Source organism: Streptomyces sp. NRRL F-4489 (assembly GCF_001509485.1).
Taxonomy (GTDB): domain Bacteria; phylum Actinomycetota; class Actinomycetes; order Streptomycetales; family Streptomycetaceae; genus Streptomyces.
In genome coordinates this window covers 24,243-38,150 of record NZ_LLZI01000234.1, presented here as the reverse complement: position 1 = coordinate 38,150, position 13,908 = coordinate 24,243, and the positions used below count along the sequence as shown (strand labels likewise).

Annotated in this window: 16 protein-coding genes and 1 pseudogene; 9 read left to right on the top strand and 8 right to left on the bottom strand. The window is 74.7% G+C overall.

Going from position 1 to position 13,908, the window contains the following annotated elements:
• Positions 1-46: 46 nt before the first annotated feature.
• On the top strand, positions 47-823 hold the full coding sequence (locus ADL22_RS21290; RefSeq protein WP_066981981.1) for an alpha/beta fold hydrolase: 777 nt from the start codon (positions 47-49) through the stop codon (positions 821-823).
• A gap of 114 nt (positions 824-937) precedes the next feature.
• A pseudogene (locus ADL22_RS37025) lies at positions 938-1,102 on the top strand (IS5/IS1182 family transposase); the annotation flags it as partial.
• Positions 1,103-1,540: 438 nt separating this feature from the next.
• Here ADL22_RS37025 and ADL22_RS21280 read toward each other — a convergent pair.
• The 3 genes from ADL22_RS21280 to ADL22_RS21270 form a co-directional block, all read right to left on the bottom strand.
• Positions 1,541-2,290, bottom strand: a complete 750-nt coding sequence (locus ADL22_RS21280; protein WP_066981978.1) for an SDR family oxidoreductase — start codon at positions 2,288-2,290, stop codon at positions 1,541-1,543.
• A gap of 145 nt (positions 2,291-2,435) precedes the next feature.
• Positions 2,436-3,245, bottom strand: coding sequence for an alpha/beta fold hydrolase (locus tag ADL22_RS21275; protein WP_066981975.1), 810 nt, complete (start codon positions 3,243-3,245; stop codon positions 2,436-2,438).
• A 187-nt stretch (positions 3,246-3,432) separates the two neighbouring features.
• A complete protein-coding gene (locus ADL22_RS21270) occupies positions 3,433-3,957 on the bottom strand; it encodes a TetR/AcrR family transcriptional regulator (protein WP_199836347.1) in 525 nt (174 codons plus the stop codon).
• A 122-nt stretch (positions 3,958-4,079) separates the two neighbouring features.
• On the opposite strand from ADL22_RS21270, the gene ADL22_RS21265 reads away from it, so the two are divergent.
• The gene (locus ADL22_RS21265; RefSeq protein ID WP_066981969.1) at positions 4,080-4,931 is read left to right on the top strand and encodes a patatin-like phospholipase family protein; all 852 of its coding nucleotides are present in this window, start codon (positions 4,080-4,082) and stop codon (positions 4,929-4,931) included.
• A gap of 28 nt (positions 4,932-4,959) precedes the next feature.
• Here the strand turns inward: ADL22_RS21265 and ADL22_RS21260 are convergent, their stop codons facing one another.
• Positions 4,960-5,367, bottom strand: coding sequence for an SgcJ/EcaC family oxidoreductase (locus ADL22_RS21260; protein WP_066981966.1), 408 nt, complete (start codon positions 5,365-5,367; stop codon positions 4,960-4,962).
• 555 nt (positions 5,368-5,922) lie between these two features.
• Positions 5,923-7,383: a PLP-dependent aminotransferase family protein gene (locus tag ADL22_RS21255; RefSeq protein WP_066981963.1), complete on the bottom strand. Its 1,461-nt coding sequence runs from the start codon at positions 7,381-7,383 to the stop codon at positions 5,923-5,925.
• 47 nt (positions 7,384-7,430) lie between these two features.
• Between ADL22_RS21255 and ADL22_RS21250 the strand changes: the two genes are divergently transcribed.
• The 3 genes from ADL22_RS21250 to ADL22_RS21240 are packed head-to-tail and all read left to right on the top strand — an operon-like array spanning position 7,431 to position 9,165.
• Positions 7,431-7,931, top strand: coding sequence for a carboxymuconolactone decarboxylase family protein (locus ADL22_RS21250; RefSeq protein WP_066981958.1), 501 nt, complete (start codon positions 7,431-7,433; stop codon positions 7,929-7,931).
• A 41-nt stretch (positions 7,932-7,972) separates the two neighbouring features.
• The gene (locus ADL22_RS21245; protein ID WP_107116355.1) at positions 7,973-8,425 is read left to right on the top strand and encodes a carboxymuconolactone decarboxylase family protein; all 453 of its coding nucleotides are present in this window, start codon (positions 7,973-7,975) and stop codon (positions 8,423-8,425) included.
• Positions 8,422-9,165: an isocitrate lyase/PEP mutase family protein gene (locus ADL22_RS21240; RefSeq protein ID WP_066981955.1), complete on the top strand. Its 744-nt coding sequence runs from the start codon at positions 8,422-8,424 to the stop codon at positions 9,163-9,165. Before ADL22_RS21245 ends, ADL22_RS21240 begins: the two co-directional genes overlap by 4 nt.
• A gap of 76 nt (positions 9,166-9,241) precedes the next feature.
• Here the strand turns inward: ADL22_RS21240 and ADL22_RS21235 are convergent, their stop codons facing one another.
• Genes ADL22_RS21235 through ADL22_RS21225 form a run of 3 tightly spaced genes read right to left on the bottom strand, consistent with a single transcriptional unit; the run spans position 9,242 to position 10,876 of the window.
• Positions 9,242-9,559 carry a hypothetical protein gene (locus ADL22_RS21235; RefSeq protein ID WP_066981952.1) on the bottom strand — a complete coding sequence of 106 codons (318 nt, stop codon included), beginning with the start codon at positions 9,557-9,559 and terminating at the stop codon, positions 9,242-9,244.
• Positions 9,559-9,996, bottom strand: coding sequence for a hypothetical protein (locus ADL22_RS21230; protein ID WP_066981949.1), 438 nt, complete (start codon positions 9,994-9,996; stop codon positions 9,559-9,561). The genes ADL22_RS21235 and ADL22_RS21230 overlap by 1 nt, the downstream gene beginning before the upstream one ends.
• Positions 9,983-10,876, bottom strand: coding sequence for a hypothetical protein (locus tag ADL22_RS21225; protein ID WP_066981947.1), 894 nt, complete (start codon positions 10,874-10,876; stop codon positions 9,983-9,985). Before ADL22_RS21225 ends, ADL22_RS21230 begins: the two co-directional genes overlap by 14 nt.
• 123 nt (positions 10,877-10,999) lie before the next feature.
• Between ADL22_RS21225 and ADL22_RS21220 the strand changes: the two genes are divergently transcribed.
• From ADL22_RS21220 to ADL22_RS21210, 3 genes are all read left to right on the top strand, one after another.
• Positions 11,000-11,761 (top strand): serine hydrolase, encoded by a 762-nt coding sequence (locus ADL22_RS21220; RefSeq protein ID WP_066981944.1) that lies wholly within the window; start codon positions 11,000-11,002, stop codon positions 11,759-11,761.
• 166 nt (positions 11,762-11,927) lie between these two features.
• Positions 11,928-12,239, top strand: coding sequence for a hypothetical protein (locus ADL22_RS21215; protein WP_066981941.1), 312 nt, complete (start codon positions 11,928-11,930; stop codon positions 12,237-12,239).
• Between the two features lie 93 nt (positions 12,240-12,332).
• Complete coding sequence (locus ADL22_RS21210) at positions 12,333-13,805, top strand: hypothetical protein (protein ID WP_066981938.1); 1,473 nt, start codon at positions 12,333-12,335, stop codon at positions 13,803-13,805.
• The last annotated feature ends 103 nt before the right edge of the window (positions 13,806-13,908 follow it).

Genomic DNA, 13,908 nt, shown 5'->3' with positions numbered 1-13,908 from the left:
TCCCCCCTCCGCCTCCCACCCCTGCCACCGAAGAAAGGTGCCTGCCATGCTGCTGCCCTCCGATGAGGCGGGCCGGGGCCGCCCCGTCGTCCTGCTGCACGCCCGTCCCACCGACCGCACCATGTGGGGCGCCCACCTTCCCCTGCTCGCCGACGCGGGCGTGCGGGCCATCGCCCTGGACCTGCCCGGCCACGGTGACGCGCTCGTGCCCGACGACCGTGAGGCGGCCCCCTGGACGGATGTACTCGACACGCTCGACCACCTCGGGGCCGACCGCTTCGTCCTGGCCGGGAACTCCCTCGGCGCCCTGGTGGCGCTCCAGGCCGCCGTCACGGCACCCGAGCGGGTCCAGGGCCTGGTGCTCGTCGGGTACCGGCCGCACGACCTGCCGGCCTCCCCACGTCTGCGAGCCGCCTGGGACGCCGAAAGGACGGCGCTCGCCGCCGGTGACCTGGACGCGGCCGTGACAGCCGGCGTCGAGGCGTGGACCTCGGCCGGCGCGACCGGCGAAGTACGCGCGCACGCGGCCCGTATGCTCCGCCGCCAGCTGACCGGACAGCTCGCCCACGGCCGGCCGTCACCGGCAGCGGACCCGCTCGGCGAAGGACCGGCGGCGCTGCGCACGCTGACCACTCCCGCCCTGGTCGGCGTCGGTGAACACGACATGCCCGACTTCTTCGAGGGTGGCGAGGGACTGGCCCGCGACCTCGACGCAGGCCAGGTCGTGGTCATCCCCGCCGCCGGGCACCTCGCGCCGCTGGAACAGCCCGCCGCGTTCTGCACCCTGCTCCTGGACTTCGTCCGCGGTCTCCCGGAGCGGTAGCGCTGAACTCGCAACCCGGGCAGTCCTCCTGGCGAGCCCGCCGGCCGGCCATTCGTCGTCCGCGCGGGGCGCCGGGCGCGACTCAAGGCCGTACCGATCCGCGTACGGTGAGCCCTCGCGATGGATGCCACCGGCGTCCCGCTCGCGGTGGCACCGACCGGCGGCGACCGTGATGACGTCACCCAGCTCATGGCTTCTGACGGCGATCTGGCCGGTCCGCGGAAGCGGGGGCGGCCGAGGCAGCGACCGTGCGAACTCTGCGCAGAGCGATGCGCGGATGCCCGACAGGGTGAGTCGAGCGCCGCGTGGCGGACGCACATGCGGCCCGGCGGTCGAGCCGGCCGGTGAGCGGGAGCAGCGCCAGCGGGATCGCGACGGCGGCGGTGAGGGCAGTGAGCAGCGGCACGCGATCGGCCGGGGCGAGGTGGTGCATCAGCTGGAGGTGGATCACCAAGTGAGGTGCGGCGAAGGCAAGGTAGACCGCGAGGGCGGTGCGCGCGGCGCTGCGCCGCAGGCGGACGGCGCCCACCCCCAGCGCCACCGAAGTGGCCAGGCTCATCGCGCCGTAGTCCCTCATCAGGTGCGCGTTATAGGCCATGTGCATGCCCACCCAGGGGATGGCGAAGAACGAGCGGGGCAGCAGCAGCGCCCACCCGCCCACGGTGAACTGCGCGGCGGCGAGGAACGCCAGGCCCGCGCGCAGCCAGGTGCGGGCGGTCATGCGGCGAGGAATTGGTCGAAGGTGATCCGGCCGTCGGCGTGCTCGGGGGCCAGGTGCTCTCCCGCGCGGTAGGCGCGCATCGCGACGCCGGGCATCGGGACCGGCAGCACCGGTCGGCGGGCGCCACGCGAGCGCAGGTAGGCGCGGGCCAGGTCGGCGGCGCGGCGGACCTCGGGGCCTCCCATGTCGGGTGCGCGGCCGGCCGGCGGGGCGCCGGCGAGCGCGGCGAGGCGGACGGCGACCTCACCGGTGTCGACGGGCTGGAAGCTGACCCCGCCGGGCATCACGATCGCGGGCAGCCACCGCTGGCTGGTGCACATCCAGACGATGAGCTCGTGGAACTGCGTCGTGCGCTGGACGGTCCACGGCAGGCCGGAGTCCGCCACGAGCCGCTCGCAGGCCAGCTTCGCCCGGTAGTAGGACAGGCCGACCCGGTCGACGCCGACGATGGACACGTACAGCAGATGCGGCCGCCCGCCGCGCAGCGCCGCGTGGAGGAGGTTGCGCGTGGCCTTGATGTCCGAGCGGCCGTTGCCGGTGGCGCAATGCACGATCACGCTGGCGCCGGCGACGGCCTCGTCCAGGCCCTCGCCGGTGAGCAGGTCGCCGCGGAAGCCCTGCGTATCCGGGGCGGTAGCCGGCCTGCGGCTCAGCACACGGACCGGGTGTCCGGCGGACAGCAGCTGCGGGACGAGCGCGCGGCCGAGCCGGCCGGTGCCGCCCGTCACCAGGATCGGGTTCTTCACGGGTGGATACCCCCTTGTGCGGTGGCCAGTTCACCGAGAAGGACGGGGCGGGCTGCCGGATTGTGACAGCGGAGCTCGTCGCCGTCGCCCCCGCTGGGCGACGGGGGGACGGCGCGCCGGGCATTACCGCGCGTACCGGGCCGGGTCAGGCCCAGAAGTCCCGCAGGGCGGCGTTGACGGCGGCGGGCTCCTGGCTGTGCGGGTAGTACCCGGGCACCCGGAGGAGGCGGGCCCCGAGCGATTCCGTGAGGGAGTCGGCCACGGCCATGAGGGGCAGCCCCACGTGCTCGCGGTACGCGGCAGGGGCCTGCTCCCACGTCCCGCAGATCACCAGGACCGGCAGGGCGGCGCCCCGGATCGGCTCCAGCGGGATCTCCGCCTCCCAGATCGGCCGCTCCCGCATGGACGTGGCGACGGCCCGGAGCCGGCGCGGCGTGGGCTCGGGCATCGCCATCCCCAGCCCCTCGGTGGACGCCCGCAGATACTGCTCCGGCGTGACGTCGTCCGGGATGCCGGGGGCGTCGTCGCGTACCCGGTCGAGCAGGCCGGCGACGACCGGATGGTGCGCGGCGGCGGTGAAGGCGGAGGGCTGGATGAGGGTGAGGGAGCGGACGAGGGCGGGCCGGCGCGCGGCGGCGAGGAGTGCGACGACGGCGCCGTTGCCGTGGCCGACGAGGTGGGTGCCGCCCGGGCCCGTGCCGGACGCCTCGTCGTCGAGGATTCCCACCACGTCGTCGGCGTCGGTGTCGAAGTCGCTGCGCGGGGTGTCCGGGCTGTCGCCGTAACCACGGCGATCCATCAGGAGGAGCCGCCGGCTGTCCGCGAGGGGCCGCTGCCCGGCGAACCCGTACGTGGGGTCGCTGCCCCAGGTGAAGATGTTGTGGACGAAGAGGGCGGGGGCGGCGGCGTCCACCCGGTCGCGGTCGTCCCACACGGTCACGTGTACGGCTGCCATGGGGCATCCTCCCGAGGCCGAAGAACGTCAACGTCGTTGAGGATAGGCGGTGTTGTGCGGCGTGTCGGGCATCGTGCTGTTGGGCTGGGGCATCGTCTTCCTGGTGCTCCAACGTCCTCATACGTGCGGCTCTTTGCGTTCCTCGGCATGGAGGTGCCGCGTCCGCGACAGAAGTGCGCGCGGTGCGTCAACCCCGGAGGAGTTCGCAGAAGCGGTCCAGGGCGCGGTCGGTGCGGTGGCGGTCCCCGGTGGTGGTGAGATCGAACAGCAGGCCCCGGATGACGGCCATGATCAGGGTGGGAGCGACAGTGGCGTCAGGGCCGGCGGTGGTGATGTCGCGGAACGCGGCGCCGAGGGTGGGGAACCAGTCCGTGATCGCCTCGGCTTGGTCCGGGTAGTTCTCGGGGTGAGCGAGGCCGTCGGCGTGCACCTCGAAGAACAGCCGGACGAACGGGGCGCGCTCGGGCGCGCTGATCCAGGCCCAGATGGCGCGCAGGTGGTCCTCCGGAGAGGCCGCCTCCGCCGGGAGGCTCTCGGCCAGCCGCGCCGCACCGCGGCGGCGGGCCTCGGCGAGGACGGCCGCGACCAACTCCTGTTTGCTGCCGAAGTCGTAGAGCAGCATCCGCGGGCTGGTGTCGAGAGCGGCGGCGAGCGGCCGCAGGCTCAACCCGGCCAGTCCGTGCGCCAGGACGTAATCGGTCGCCCGCGCCAACGCGGCCTCCCGTCGGGCGGGAACTGGGGGTCGCCCCACGGTGGTTCATCCTCTCGGTCCTGCGGATCCGGGCGTGCTCGAGTATATGGTACGGGTGTTTCAATAACGGGAGGGAGACAGTCATGCAGTCACGCGGCCGGGCGCTCGTACTGGGCGCCGGAGGTCTCGTCGGCACGGCCTGGACGGCTGGGGTGGCCTGCGGGCTGCTCCGCGGCGGGGTGGATCTCGGCGCGGCCGATCTGATCGTCGGCACCTCGGCCGGCGCGATCACCGCCGCACTGCTGGCCACCGGTCAGGACCCCGCCCGGCTCGCCACCCCGGTGCGCCCCGCCGACTCCGGCAGCACCCCTCCCCGGGTGGACGGGCGCCGGCTGGGCGAGGTGTTCGCCGTGCTCGGCAGCGCCGCCTCGGATCCGGCCGGGGCGCGGCGCCGCGTGGGCCGGATCGCGCTCGCTGCCGAGACCGGCCCCGAGCAGGGACATGTCGCCCGGATGCGCGCCATGGTCGGCGCGGATGGCTGGCCCGACCGGCGGCTGCTCATCCCCGTGACGGACGCCGGGACCGGCGAGCGGGAAGTCTTCGACCGCGCGAGTGGGGCACCGCTGGCGTCCGTCGTGGCGGCGAGTACGGCGTTCCCGGGCATCTACCCGCCGATCGCCCTCAACGGCCGCCGCTACATGGACGGTTCGCTGCGGTCGGCGACCAATGCCGGCCTCGCGGCCGGAGCCCGCACGCTCGTCGTGATCGACCCGCAGGCGCACCTGTTTCCCGACGAACTCCAGCAGCAGATCGCGGCGGCCGCGGCGGACACGGTGGTGACCGTCGAGCCCGATCCGGCGTCGCTCCGCGCATTCGGCCCGGACCTCAATGACCGTACGGCCTGGGAACCGGCCTACCAGGCGGGGCTGCGCCAAGCCGCCGCTGCGGCAGAGCACCTCCGCGTCGCCTGGAGCACCGGAACGCACACCGGCTGAGCGCTGCCCGGCGGCCTTGCCGAAGGGATCAGCCGGTGACGACCGGCGTGTTCTGGCATGCAGCCAGCAGCCAGCGGCCGCCGTCCTGCTTGGTCATCACGTACAGCGGAGCACCCTCGCTGTCGTCGTCCGGGGACAGGTAGCGCTGACGGACTTTGACCGCCGCGACATCGGGGCGGAGGAAGAGCACGTGGATCACCTCGTAGCTGACCTTGCCGTCCCAGCCGGCCGCGGGGAGCGTCTTCCGGGTGAACTCGGAGATCGCTTCGAGGCCGATGAGAACCTTGCCGTGGGCCGTCGTCCAGACCGCGTCGGGATGGAAGAGGGCGAGGAACGCGTCGGGGTCCTTGCGCTGCTGGGAGTGCTCGACGGTGGCGACGACCTGCTTGACGGCTTCGAGGTCTGCGGGGGCGTATGCCGTGGGTTCCGTGGTCATGCGGGGGATGGTGCTACCTCAAGCACGGTTGAGATCAAGAGGGGTCGTGATTCAGCTGACCGAGTGAGCCTGGCGCGGGGCCGGCCGGGCGGCATGACGGCGTGACTCGATCTGGGGGATTGGCGACCGCGAAGCCCGGTTCCGCCAGTCGCGGCCGTGATCAACGAGCCTGCGCCGTATGCGACTTCGCGGCACTCAGCGCTCCCTCCGCAGCCCCGGCTCCGTGAGGGTGGGACGCGTTGCCCGGCGGCGGACCTGTCGTCGGCGGACCGGGGAAGAGGAATCCCCGCACATGCCTTCCATCCCGGTAAAGCCCGGTGCCTACAAGATCCACGGGCACCTCATCGGACCAGGTGTGCTGGTGACAGCCTCGGAGCATGCCGTCGAATTCGGTGCGCCTGTCATCGTCGACCGCCACGCCCCATCCCGATTGAGCAGGGGTGGGCCATCGCTCCCGCAGAGCCCGTGCCCGGCTCGCCGTATGTGATCCAGCTCGCCTACGAGGAGTAGTACGCGGTCGGGGTGGTCGACCTGGTGGGACTGCCGCCGTGGCCGTTAGTCGGCCGGCGGCGGCAGCACCCGCAGCAACGCGTCCAGGACATTGGTGAACGCGTGGTCCGGGGGGCGGCCATAGGCGATGACCAGAGCGTCGCGGGGTGGGGTGGGGGAGGCGGGGTCGGTGAACTCGGACAGGCCGTGGACGGCGAGGCCCTGCCAGAGGGCGGCCTGGACGATGGAGCGTTCGGTGCCGGGGGGTAGTTCGAGGACGGCGTGCAGGCCGGCGGCGATGCCGGAGACGCGGACGTGCGGGGCGTGTTCGGCCAGGGCGGCCACCAGCTGGTCGCGGCGGCGGCGGTAGCGCAGGCGCATACCGCGCAGATGGCGGTCGTACGCGCCGGAGGAGAGGAATTCGGCCAGGGTGAGCTGGTCGAGCATGCCGGATTGCCATTCGCCGGTGGACTTGATCGCCAGGACGCGGTCCAGGAGGCGGTCCGGGACGACCATCCAGGCCAGGCGGAGGGCGGGGGCCAGGCTCTTGCTGGCGGTGCCGAGGTAGACGACGTGGTCGGGGTCGAGGCCCTGAAGGGCGCCGACCGGTTGGCGGTCGTAGCGGAGTTCGCCGTCGTAGTCGTCCTCGAACACGTAACTGCCGGTCGCCCGCGCCCAGTTGACGGCCGCCGCCCGGCGGTCGGGGTGCAAGGGGACGCCGGTGGGGAACTGGTGGGCGGGGGTGAGGAGGGTCGCGCGGAGGGCGGAGAGGTCGGGGAGGTGGGTGGTGTCGGCGCCGTGCGCGTCTACGGGGAGGGGGACGGTGGCGAGGCCGGCGCGGGTGATGACGTCGCGGTGGAAGTGCAGGCCGTACGCCTCGGTGGCGATCCGGCCGGGGGTGCCGCCGCGCGGGCGGATGGCCCGGCAGAGGAGGGAGAGCGCCTGCATGAAGCCGGCGCAGACGACGATCTGCTCCGGGTCGGCGCGGACGCCGCGGGCGCGGGCGAGGTAGTCGGCGAGGACCGCGCGCAGCTCCGGGCGGCCCGCCGGGGGACCGTAGCCGAACGCCTCGCTGGGCGCGGTGGACAGCGCCCGCCGGGCCGCCGCCAGCCAGGCCGTACGCGGGAAGGACGCCACGTCCGGCGTGCCCGGGGTGAGGTCGAAGCGCGGCTGGGCGGCGGCCGGGGACGGCGGGGCCGGGCGGCGGCGGGGCGCGGCGGTGCCGGCCCGCGGCAGGACCCGTTCGGCGACCTCGGTGCCGGAGCCCTGGCGGGCGGCGAGCCAGCCCTCGGCGACCAGCTCGGCGTAGGCGTCGGCGACGGTGTTGCGGGCGATGCCCAGGTCGGCGGCGAGCGAGCGGGACGACGGCAGCCGGGTGCCCGGCGCGAGCCTCCCGGACCGTACGGCCTCCCGGAGCGCGGCCATCAGGGACGCCCGCAGGCCGCCCGCGCCGGACAGGTCCCGGCGCAGGTCCGGACCCAGGTCCAGGTGCAGATCCAGTCCGGAAGTGGCCCGCGATTTCTTCATGGAAGTGGACCATACCGGGGGGCCAGTGGCGGCGTAGCGTCGAGGGCATGACGAACGAGACACCGAAGAAGGCAGTTGAGGAGGCCGCCGCGGGCGGCCACGCGCACGGTCCCCGGATGCGGTGGGCGAAGCTCGCGCCGGAGGTCTACAAGGCCATGATCGGCCTGGACGCGGCCGCGAAGAAGGGCCTCGACCCGACCCTGATCGAGCTGGTCAACATCCGCGCCTCGCAGCTCAACAAGTGCGCGTTCTGCCTCCACATGCACACCACCGACGCCCGCAAGGCCGGCGAGACCGAGGAGCGCCTGGCGCTGCTGCCCGCCTGGGAGGAGGCCGCCGGCTACTACACCGAGCGGGAGCGGGCCGCCCTCGCCCTCACCGAGGCGATCACCGTCCTCACCGACGGCTTCGTCCCGGACGAGGTCTACGAGCGGGCCGCCGCGGTCTTCGAGCAGAACGAGCTGGCGCAGGTGATCGCCCTGATCACCACCATCAACGCATGGAACCGCTTCGGCGTGACCACCCGCCTCGCCCCGGGCCAGGGGTGAACGCGATGAGTTCGGAGAGTTCGAGGAGTTCGAGGAGTTCGATGAGCAACCACCGGATGAAGTTCTGGAGCGCGGTGCCCGCCTTCTACCAGGCGCAGTTGCGGCTGACGCAGGCGGCGAAGAAGGGGCTGGGGGATCCGGTCCTGGGCGAGCTGGTCGTGCTGCGCGCCTCGCAGCTCAACAAGTGCGCGTTCTGCGCAGACATGCACGTCACCAATCTGCGGGAGGCGGGCGTCGAGCAGCGGCGGATCGACCTGCTGCCGGTCTGGGAGGAGGCCGGCGACCTCTACTCGGAGCGGGAGCGGGCCGCGCTGGCCTTCACCGAGGCGGTCACCGTCCTGACCGACGGCTTCGTCCCGGACGCGGTCTACGAGCGGGCCGCGGCGCACTTCACCGAGACCGAACTCGCCCATCTGCTGGCCGTGATCGTGGCCATCAACAACTGGAACCGCGTGAACGTCGCGGTCCGCCAGCCCCCCGGGGAGGAACTGTGACCGCCGCCGCCCGCGCCACGACGCTGCGCGCGCTGCACCGCGACCGCCGCCCGGACGACCCGCTGATCCTCCCCAACGTCTGGGACGCCGCCTCCGCCCGGGTCTTCGCCGACGCCGGCTTCCCGGCGCTGGCCACGCCCAGCGCGGGCGTCGCCGCGTCCCTGGGCTACGCGGACGGCGAGACCCCGGCCGACGAGATGTTCGCCGCCATCGCCCGGATCGTCCGGGCGGTGGACGTCCCGGTCACCGCGGACGTGGAGGCCGGTTACGGGCTGTCCGCCAAGGAGCTGGTGGACCGGCTCGCCGAGGCTGGCGCGGTCGGCTGCAACCTGGAGGACACCGACCACGCCACCGGCGCCCTCCGCGACCCCGGTGAGCAGGCCGCATGGCTGGCCGCGGTCCGCGCGGAGGCGGGCGACGCGCTCGTCATCAACGCCCGGATCGACACGTTCCTGCGCGGCGACACGGGGACCGCCGACGCCCTGGAGCGGGCCCGCCGCTACGCCGAGGCCGGCGCCGACTGCCTGTATCCGATCCTCGCCCCGCCCGCCCTGCTGCCCGAGCTGGCCGCCGGCTCCCCGCTGCCGCTGAACGCGCTGGCCATGGCGGACGGCCCCACCCCGCGCGAGCTGGGCACCCTGGGCGCCAGCCGGATCACCTTCGGCGGCGGCCTCCAGCACGGCGCGATGACGGCCCTGGCGGCGGTGGCCGAACGGCTCCGGGAGGGCCAGGCGCCGTAACGCGGCCGGGGAGGGCGGGGCGCCGCAACCCGCAAGGCGCCGAAGCGGCACGGCGGCGCGGCCCGCCCGCCCCCGGTCAGGGCACCAGCAGACGCCAGAGCACCGCCCCGCCCAGCCCGAGGACCAGGACGCCGCCGAGCACGGCCACCAGGCCGCGCCGCACGTTGTCGGGCTGGAAGCCGCCCAGGACGCTGAAGGCCCGCCGCACCCCGTACGCCAGTACCAGCACACCGAACGAGGCGAGCGCGAAGCCGGTGGCGATGGCGTCCCACTGCCCCTCGAAGAGGCGCTGGTAGTACCCCGGCGTCCGGGTGGCCAGGACGTAGCCGACCGTGGTGAGGAGTGCCGAGGGGAACGCCACGAGACCGAAAGCGACGGCGGCGCGCCTGATCATCACAAGGACCCTTCTTCGATGGGGAAGCGGGACAGCCGCTCCCGGACGGACCGCGTCCGGGACGCGTCCCACTTCTCCCGCCGAGCGACATGGGCGAACAGTTCCCGCAGGCGGTTGACGTCCGCGAGCATCGCCCGCTCCTGCGCCGCCAGCCGCCGGCGCGAGGGGCGGGCGCACGCGGACCACAGGCCGAGCAGCACCGCCAGGGCCGCCGCCGTCGTCAGCAGCGCGACGGCGATCCAGACGTCCCGGCCGCCGCCCGGCCCGCCCGCGCCCGCCAGCGGGACCGCGGGCGCGAGCAGCGCCACCGCGGCGGCCGCGGCCTGGAGCCGGTGGATCCGCCGCAGCCGGGCGCGCAGGGCCCGTACGGCGGCCAGCCGCTCCTCGGCCCGCTCCAGGGTCCGGAGGAAGGCGGGGCCGTGGTCAGGGGCTGCCATGCGGCCCTCCCTGCCGTTCGGAGACCATGAACTCCTGGAGCTGCCGGCCGAAATGCGCCCGCAGGACGCCGATCTGCGCATCGTCCAGCTGCGAGGTCCGCACCGGCAGCCCGGGCAGGAACTGGTGCCGGATCAGGCGCGAGGCCATCGGCACCACGGCGAGCCGCAGCGCGGTCTCGTTCTCCAGGTCGCGCAGCAGGGCGGCGAACGGCGACTCGCCGCCGGCGGAGCCCGGGCCCGGGATGTAGTAGTCGCGCGCCTCGTCGAGCCGGTCCCAGTACAGATCGCATTTGGACACCGCGACGATCAGCCAGCGCAGCCGCCGGGCCAGTTGGCGGTCGATGATCTGGTCGACCAGCTCGCGGAAGTCCGCCGCCTCCTTGTGCAGGTGCCAGGCGCGCACCGCCTCCGGGTCCACCGGCCGCCCGTCCTCGCCGAGGACGTCCTGGACGTCCCGCTGGGCGCCGCGCTGCCAGATCCTGTTGTGCCCCCAGCAGACGACGTGGACGAGCCCGTGCGGGGAGGCGTTGCCGCGCATCGTGCCGGTCAGGGCCTGCTCGCGCTGGGCGGACACCTGGCCGGGGATGACGGTGACGGCGGCGCGGACGCGGCGGCCGCCGGCGCGCAGGACGGTGGTGTGCTTCTCGATGGCCGGGCTGCGGCGGCTGTCGGCGTCCCCGCTGCGGATCGCCTGGACGAGGGCGTCGTAGAGGACCGTCTTCCCGGCACCCGGTTCGCCGGTGACCGCCACGGGGTTGACCGACAGCCCGGGACCGGCGCGCCGGAAGGCGGTGTCGTCACCGGGCCCGGGGCCGCCGCCGTCCACGGCGTGCCGGACGCTCTCCCACCGGGACCGGACGTCGTCCCAGACATCGGACATGCGGGGCCCTCCACGGATGGCTGGTATGCGAGGGATCGTAAGGTCAACCACCGCCCGTCCGCAGCCGATTGGACCGGCTGTCCGGGCCCCCGCCCGCCGGCCTTCCCCGCCTTACGATGAGCCATGCTCTCGCTCGCCCTGGCCCCCTGGCGGCGGCCCCCGGTGCTGCTGCGGAACGCGGACGTCCCGCACTACGCCGCCAGCACCATGAAGATCGCCGTGCTCGCCGCCGTCCACCGCAGCGGCCTCGCCCCCGACCGGGAGATCCCGGTGGTCAACCGCTTCCGCTCGGCCGCCGGCGGCACCTACGCCCACGCGCGCGCGGAGGACAGCGACCCCGCGCCCTGGGAGCTGCTGGGCCGCACCGCGCCGCTGGGCTGGCTCGCCGGGCGGATGGTCAGCCACTCGTCCAATCTGGCCACCAGCCTGTGCACGGCCGCGGTCGGGCCGGCGGCGGTGGACGGGGTGTGGCGGCGGGCCGGGGCGTCGGCCGCGTCGGGGAGCCCGCGCGGCATCGAGGACGCCGCGGCTCGCGCCGCCGGGATCGACAACACCGTCACCGCCCTCGACCTGCTCCGCCTGCTGGCCTCCCTGGAGCCGGAGGTGCTGGCCCGGCTGGAGCACAACGTCCACGCCGTGGACCTGGCCGCCGGCCTGCCGCCCGGCACCCGGCTGGCCGGCAAGAACGGCTGGGTGGACGGCGTACGCCACAGCGCCGCCGTCATCCACCCGCCGGACGCCCCGCCGTACGCCCTCGCGGTCTGCTACACCGGCCCGCTCGGCAACGGCCAGGACACCGGCGACCCCGCCGCCCGCCTCCTGGCCCGGATCTCGTCGCGGGTGTGGGACCGCCGGCACGATCTCGGGGCGGGCAGCTGTAGCTGACGAGGCGTCAGGTATTGTCCGCGCCCCCCTTTCGTCACCGGAAAGGGGTCCGTCCCGCGGTCGTATCCACTCCGTTACGGGTATCAGGAGAACGGGCGTACGGGCGGGCCGGAAGGCTTGATAGCTTGGTGGCGGACGCCCGCGGGGGAACGGGGAGAAGCACTCCATGGCCGAGCAGTTCAGGGTTGACCTGGAAGAGCTGGACAACGTCGTACGGCAGCTGCGCCATCTGCAGCGCGATATGGACGCACCGAGCCAGGCGGTGAAATACGGGACGACGATCCCGAAGTCGGCGTTCGGCGTGGGCTTCGCCGAGGCCGGGAAGCTGGCCGGCGCCCACGACGGCATGCAGGCGTACGTGTCCGACGTGCTCGGCGGGCTCCAGGAACTGATCCGGAACTTCGGCGAGAAGACCGAGGCCAGCCGCGGCGCGTACGAGGACCAGGAGCACGCGGCCCGCCACCCGCGGCACGACTGACATCCGGACCTTCGGGGACGAGCGGGACGCGGACGCCGCGGACGAGCGGCACCGGACCTTTGAGGACGAGCGGAACGAGGGAGGGGGACCGGTATGACGGAGGCCGGGCCGGGGCGCGACGGCGCCGCGGAGATGGAGCGCCGGCGGGACGAACGGGAGCGGGCGGAGCGGCTGAAGTCGCTCCAGGGGCAGCGGATGACGCCGCGGTCGCCCTCCGGCTTCCAGAAGCGGCCCCTGCCCGAGCTCCAGGCGATGATCGAGCACGCCAGCCCGGAGGCGATCGAGACCTCCGGCCGGCAGTGGCGGTCCTCCGCCGACCTGCTGGGCGGCGAGGACGGGCACGGCGGCATCCGCAAGGCGTTCCGGGACGCCGTCGAGCACGCCTGCGCGCACTGGGAGGGCACCGCGGCGCAGGCGTTCCGCCGGGAGGCCGCCAAGGTCCTGGCGAAGATCGACCGCAGCTACCAGCACGCCCGCAACGCCGAGTCCACGCTGATCGGTACGCGCACCGCGGGCCCGGAGATCGGCGTCGCGCACAATCTCCGCGAGGCGATGAAGGCGATGACCCGGCTGCGGCTGGCCGGGGCCGGCGACGACCCGACGGCGGCGGCCCCCGGGGCCGACGAGGCCCAGTTCAAGCGGGACATGGCCAACCCCAAACTGGACACCCGCATGGCGCTGGAACTCAACCGCGGCAGCCTCCCGCCGGCCCGGCAGCGCCAGGTCGAGGCCGCCATCGTGATGGACGAACTCGCCGCCCACTACGAGGCCCAGGGCGAACGGCTCCGCGAGGGCACCGGCCAGGGGCTCGACGGCGACTGGCCGGTCGCCCCGTCCGGCCGCCCGGCCCCGCCGCCGGTGAACGTCGCGGTGACCGGCGGCCCCGCGCCCGACAAGCCGGCCGCCGCGCAGCGGCCCAACGGGGCGGGCGGCGGCGCGGTCCCGGCCGGGTTCGACAGCCCGCGCGGCGACCGGCCGGTGGCGACCGGGCTGGCCGCGGTGCACGGCGGCACGCTCACCGCGCCGCACACCGCCATCCCGGTCGCCACCGGCCCGGCGGCCGGGCCCGCCCAGGCCCCCGCGACCCCGCCCGCCCCGGTCGCCGGCGCCCTGCTGCCCGGCGTCATCGGCGTCGCGGGCGGCGCGCCGCGCGCCGCCGGGGCACGCGGTACGGGCGGTACGGCCCGCTCGGACGGCTCCGGGCGGAACGCCAGTGGCGGCGCCGGCAGCCCGGACGCGGTCGCGGCGCGCGCCGCGCTGGCGGGCCGGATGCCCGCCGCCCCGGTGGCCGCCGCCAAGCCGGACGGCCCGGCGGGCGGCAGCAAGCAGGGCGGCGCCGGACTCCACCGCAGCCGCGGCGGCGCCCGCGGCACGGCCGCGGACCCGGCGGCGGGTCCCGGTCCGGTCCGGGGCGACCACGGCGGAAGGGCCGGTACGGCAGGCACGTCGTCCGGCACGTCCGGCCCGGGCGCGCGCGGCCGCGCCGACCGCCGGCCCGGCTACCTCGACGAGGACGACCCGGACACCGCCCCGCGCCGGGAGATCGCCCCACCGGTGATCGAATGAGCCGCTGAGGGAAGGGACGGGGCGATGGGCAGGCCCCGGCCGCCCGGCCTTCCGCCCCGCCCCTTGTCTCCCCCTCCGCCCGAAAATCGGACGACATGCCCCG

Bases quoted from the DNA above. Each gene is read 5' to 3' on its own strand.
- ADL22_RS21260 (WP_066981966.1), bottom strand. From the start codon at position 5,367: ATGACCACGGAACCCACGGCATACGCCCCCGCAGACCTCGAAGCCGTC.
- ADL22_RS21250 (WP_066981958.1), top strand. From the start codon at position 7,431: ATGACGAACGAGACACCGAAGAAGGCAGTTGAGGAGGCCGCCGCGGGC.
- ADL22_RS21225 (WP_066981947.1), bottom strand. From the start codon at position 10,876: ATGTCCGATGTCTGGGACGACGTCCGGTCCCGGTGGGAGAGCGTCCGG.
- ADL22_RS21290 (WP_066981981.1), top strand. From the start codon at position 47: ATGCTGCTGCCCTCCGATGAGGCGGGCCGGGGCCGCCCCGTCGTCCTG.
- ADL22_RS21265 (WP_066981969.1), top strand. From the start codon at position 4,080: ATGCAGTCACGCGGCCGGGCGCTCGTACTGGGCGCCGGAGGTCTCGTC.
- ADL22_RS21220 (WP_066981944.1), top strand. From the start codon at position 11,000: ATGCTCTCGCTCGCCCTGGCCCCCTGGCGGCGGCCCCCGGTGCTGCTG.
- ADL22_RS21215 (WP_066981941.1), top strand. From the start codon at position 11,928: ATGGCCGAGCAGTTCAGGGTTGACCTGGAAGAGCTGGACAACGTCGTA.
- ADL22_RS21235 (WP_066981952.1), bottom strand. From the start codon at position 9,559: ATGATCAGGCGCGCCGCCGTCGCTTTCGGTCTCGTGGCGTTCCCCTCG.
- ADL22_RS21245 (WP_107116355.1), top strand. From the start codon at position 7,973: ATGAGCAACCACCGGATGAAGTTCTGGAGCGCGGTGCCCGCCTTCTAC.
- ADL22_RS21255 (WP_066981963.1), bottom strand. From the start codon at position 7,383: ATGAAGAAATCGCGGGCCACTTCCGGACTGGATCTGCACCTGGACCTG.
- ADL22_RS21275 (WP_066981975.1), bottom strand. From the start codon at position 3,245: ATGGCAGCCGTACACGTGACCGTGTGGGACGACCGCGACCGGGTGGAC.
- ADL22_RS21230 (WP_066981949.1), bottom strand. From the start codon at position 9,996: ATGGCAGCCCCTGACCACGGCCCCGCCTTCCTCCGGACCCTGGAGCGG.
- ADL22_RS21210 (WP_066981938.1), top strand. From the start codon at position 12,333: ATGACGGAGGCCGGGCCGGGGCGCGACGGCGCCGCGGAGATGGAGCGC.